This is a genomic window from Mesorhizobium sp. B1-1-5 (assembly GCF_006443065.1).
GTDB lineage: Bacteria > Pseudomonadota > Alphaproteobacteria > Rhizobiales > Rhizobiaceae > Mesorhizobium.
On record NZ_VFWS01000210.1, the window covers coordinates 1 to 3,447 of the forward strand.

Below are 3,447 nucleotides of genomic sequence, written 5' to 3' on the forward strand. Positions count from 1 at the left end.
TTCTCCCCGTTCACGGCGAGAAATGCCCGGCAGGGCAATGAGGGGCAGCGCAGCCGCCGATAGTCTTGGCACCGACGCGCATTCGGCGCCTTACCCGACGCCCACATACCTGCGCACCGCTGACGGATCGGCGCGCAGTGTCTCGACATCGACCGTCTCGCGGTTGCGGCCGTTCTCGATGAACGAGACGCGGTCGGCCACCGACAGCACGGCGTCGACGCGCTGCTCGACCAGGATGGTCGAGACGCCGAGCTCGCGCAGCTTCGCCACCGTCTCGCGGATTTTGGCGATCATCGACGGCATCAGCCCTTCGGTCGGCTCATCCAGCAATAGCACCTGCGGCTCGAGGCAGAGCGCGCGGGCCATCGCCAGCATCTGCTGCTCGCCGCCCGAGAGCGTGCCGGAACGCTGCTTCAACCGCTCCCTGAGCAACGGGAAGAGATCGAGCACGCTCTCGCGGGTTTCTCTGCCCTTGCCGCGCGCCATCAGGCCGATCTCGATGTTTTCCGCCACCGTCATCTCGGCGAACAGCCGCCTGCCCTGCGGAACATAGGCGACGCCGGCCTTGGGCACGTCATGCGCGGCGAGCCCGGTCAGTTCCTTGCCGTCCAGCTTGATCGAGCCGGCAGCCGCCGGCACCAGACCCATGATCGCCTTCAGCGTCGTCGTCTTGCCGGCGCCGTTGCGGCCGAATAGGCAAAGCACCTCGCCCTTGTTCAGCGTGAGGTCGAGGCCGTAGAGCACCTGCACCTCGCCGTAGAAGCAATCGAGGCCGGAAATGGTGAGCAATCCGCCATTGGTTCTAACGGAGTCAGCCATGGATCGCTCCGAGATAGGCATCCTGAACTTGCGCGTTGGCGCGGATCTGCTCCGGCGTGCCTTCGGCGAGGATCTTTCCCGAATTGAAGACGGTGATGCGGTCGGCAAGCTGCATGACCACCGGCATGTTGTGCTCGATCAAAAGCACGGTGGCATCCCTGGCGATCTCGCGCACCAGCGTGATGAAATTGTCGATCTCGCTGTCGGCCAGGCCCTGCGTCGGCTCATCGAGGATCAGCAGACGCGGCTTCAGCGCCAGGCCCATCGCGACTTCGAGCAGGCGCTGGTGACCATAGGAAAGCTGCCCGGCAAGCGTGCCGGCGCGGTCGGCGAGACCGGTCCGTTCGAGTGCCGCCATCACGCCGCTTCTCACCTGGCCCTTCGTGCGGCCGTCGGTCAACGTGCGCTGCACCGGCAGCGCGACATTGTCGAAGGCGGTGAGATTGGCGAAGACGCTGGTGATCTGGAATGTATAGGCGACGCCGAGGCGAACCCTCTTGTAGGCGGGCATGGCGGTGATGTCGGCGCCGTCGAAGACGACCATGCCCGAGGATGGCCGGATGCGGCCTGAGAGCAGGCTGACGAAGGTGGTCTTGCCGGCGCCGTTCGGGCCGATGATGGCGCGGATCTCGACCGGCATCAGCGCGAAGTCGACGCCGTCGACCGCGCGCAGGCCGCCGAAATGGCGCGACAGGCCCTTGGTGGTAAGCAGCGGCATCATGGCAGCCACCCCAGCCAGCGCTCGCGGATGCTGCCCAAGATGCCTTTCGGGAAGAACAAAACCAACAGGATGAGCGCCACGCCGACGATCAGCAGATAGGCCGAGGTGAAGCCGCTGGTGATGTCGGTGACATAGTACATGAACAGCGTGCCGACGAGCGGCCCGAGCGTGGTCGCGGCACCCCCGAGCAGCACCCAGAGCAGGGGCAGGATCGAATATTGCACGGAAGCGAAGCTCGAGCCGACATAGCCGAAGAGCAAGGCATAGGCCGCGCCCGAGGCCGCGCAGATGGCCCCGGAGGCGACGACCGCGGCGAGCTTGTTGGCGAGCGTGTCGTAGCCGAGCATCTTTGTCCGCTCCTCATTCTCGCGAATAGCGACCAGCACACGGCCGAAGCGGGAGCGGACGACGGCTAAGGTGACGAGCAGAATGATCGAGAAAAGCGCCAGCGCGCTCATGTAGCGCACGGTCGGGTCGGTCAGGTCGAAGGATGCGCCGCCGATCGCGATCACCCGCGACGCCTGCTGGATGACAAGGCCCTGGTCGCCGCCGGTCCAGGCGGCGAAATAGAGGATCAGCAGATAGAACACTTGAGCGAACATCATGGTAACGATCATGAAGGCGACGCCGGAGGTGCGCAGCGCCAGCAGGCCGATGACCATGGCGAGCAGCGCGCCGCAGGCGACACCGGCGACAAAAGCTTCCGGGACGCCCCAGCCGAGATGGTAGACGGTCAAGCCAGCGCCGTAGAGGCCGGCCGAGAAGAACATGGCGTGGCCGAGGCTGAGCAGGCCGACATAGCCGAAGAGCAGATTGTAGCCCATGGCGAAGACGGCCAGCGCCATGATGCGGGCGAACAGGCCCTGGTGGTAGTCCGGCAGGACGAAGTTCAGCGCGAACAGCAGCGCGATGACGCCGATATGCAGCGCGTAGGTCTTTGCCGGCGAAGCATCCCTCATCGCGGCGTGGTCCCGAACAGGCCTTGCGGCCGGAACACCAGCACCATGGCGACGACCAGAGTGGCGATGATCTTGGCCAGGGTCGGCGAGAAGAACATCGAGATGATGCCGTCGGAGAGGCCGATCAGGATGGAGGCCACCACGGTGCCGCGCAGCGACCCCAGGCCGCCGATGATGACGACGATGAAGGACAAGAGCAGCGGATCCTGCCCCATCAGGTAGTGCGCCTGGCTGATCGGCACGATCAGCACCGCGGCGATAGCCGCCAGCATGGCGCCGACGGCGAAGACGCCGGCATAGACGCGCTCGACCGGGATGCCGAAGGCCTGCGCCGTCTCGCGGTCATATTGGGTTGCCCGCATGATCAGGCCGATCTTCGTTCGCGTCAGCACCAGCCAGGTGATCACCAGCAGAATGGCGGAGGCGGCGACCACCGAGAGCTTGTAGCCGGAATAGCCGAACCAAGGCAGGAGAATGCGGTAGCTGAAAGGTGGCTCGACCGGGCGCGCCTCGGGACCATAGAAGGTCAGCGCCAGCTGCTGGATGATGTAGAGCATGCCGATGGTGGCGACGATGGTGGCTTCGGGATTGTAGTGGAGCCGGCGCAGCACCAGGCGTTCGGCAACCAGCGCGACCAGCCCGACCAGCAAGGGCGCGATCACCAGCGCGGCGACGAAACCGATCGCGGGGTGGCCGGAAATCGCCGTCGAGACCGCCCAGGCGAGCACCGCGCCCAGCATGAAGAACTCGCCATGCGCGACATTGACGACGCGCATGACGCCGAACACCAACGACAGGCCAAGCGCCGTCAGCGCCAGCACGGCGGAGGTGACGAGGCCTTCGAGCGCGGCGAGGAGGAGATGGGGTCCGAAGTGCATGGATTATTTGCCAACGGATGCGCGAGGCACCCCCCTCTGCCCTGCCCGTCCTCCGCAGCAGCTGCGCTGC

Annotated in this window: 4 protein-coding genes; all 4 read right to left on the reverse strand. The window is 65.6% G+C overall.

What is annotated here, in order from left to right:
- Positions 1–90: 90 nt before the first annotated feature.
- The 4 genes from FJ980_RS29405 to FJ980_RS29420 are packed head-to-tail and all read right to left on the reverse strand — an operon-like array spanning position 91 to position 3,377.
- The gene (locus FJ980_RS29405) at positions 91–819 is read right to left on the reverse strand and encodes an ABC transporter ATP-binding protein (protein WP_140547136.1); all 729 of its coding nucleotides are present in this window, start codon (positions 817–819) and stop codon (positions 91–93) included.
- On the reverse strand, positions 812–1,540 hold the full coding sequence (locus tag FJ980_RS29410) for an ABC transporter ATP-binding protein (protein ID WP_140547137.1): 729 nt from the start codon (positions 1,538–1,540) through the stop codon (positions 812–814). The genes FJ980_RS29405 and FJ980_RS29410 overlap by 8 nt, the downstream gene beginning before the upstream one ends.
- A complete protein-coding gene (locus FJ980_RS29415; protein ID WP_140547138.1) occupies positions 1,537–2,499 on the reverse strand; it encodes a branched-chain amino acid ABC transporter permease in 963 nt (320 codons plus the stop codon). The genes FJ980_RS29410 and FJ980_RS29415 overlap by 4 nt, the downstream gene beginning before the upstream one ends.
- Positions 2,496–3,377, reverse strand: coding sequence for a branched-chain amino acid ABC transporter permease (locus FJ980_RS29420; protein WP_140547139.1), 882 nt, complete (start codon positions 3,375–3,377; stop codon positions 2,496–2,498). The genes FJ980_RS29415 and FJ980_RS29420 overlap by 4 nt, the downstream gene beginning before the upstream one ends.
- Positions 3,378–3,447 lie beyond the last annotated feature (70 nt).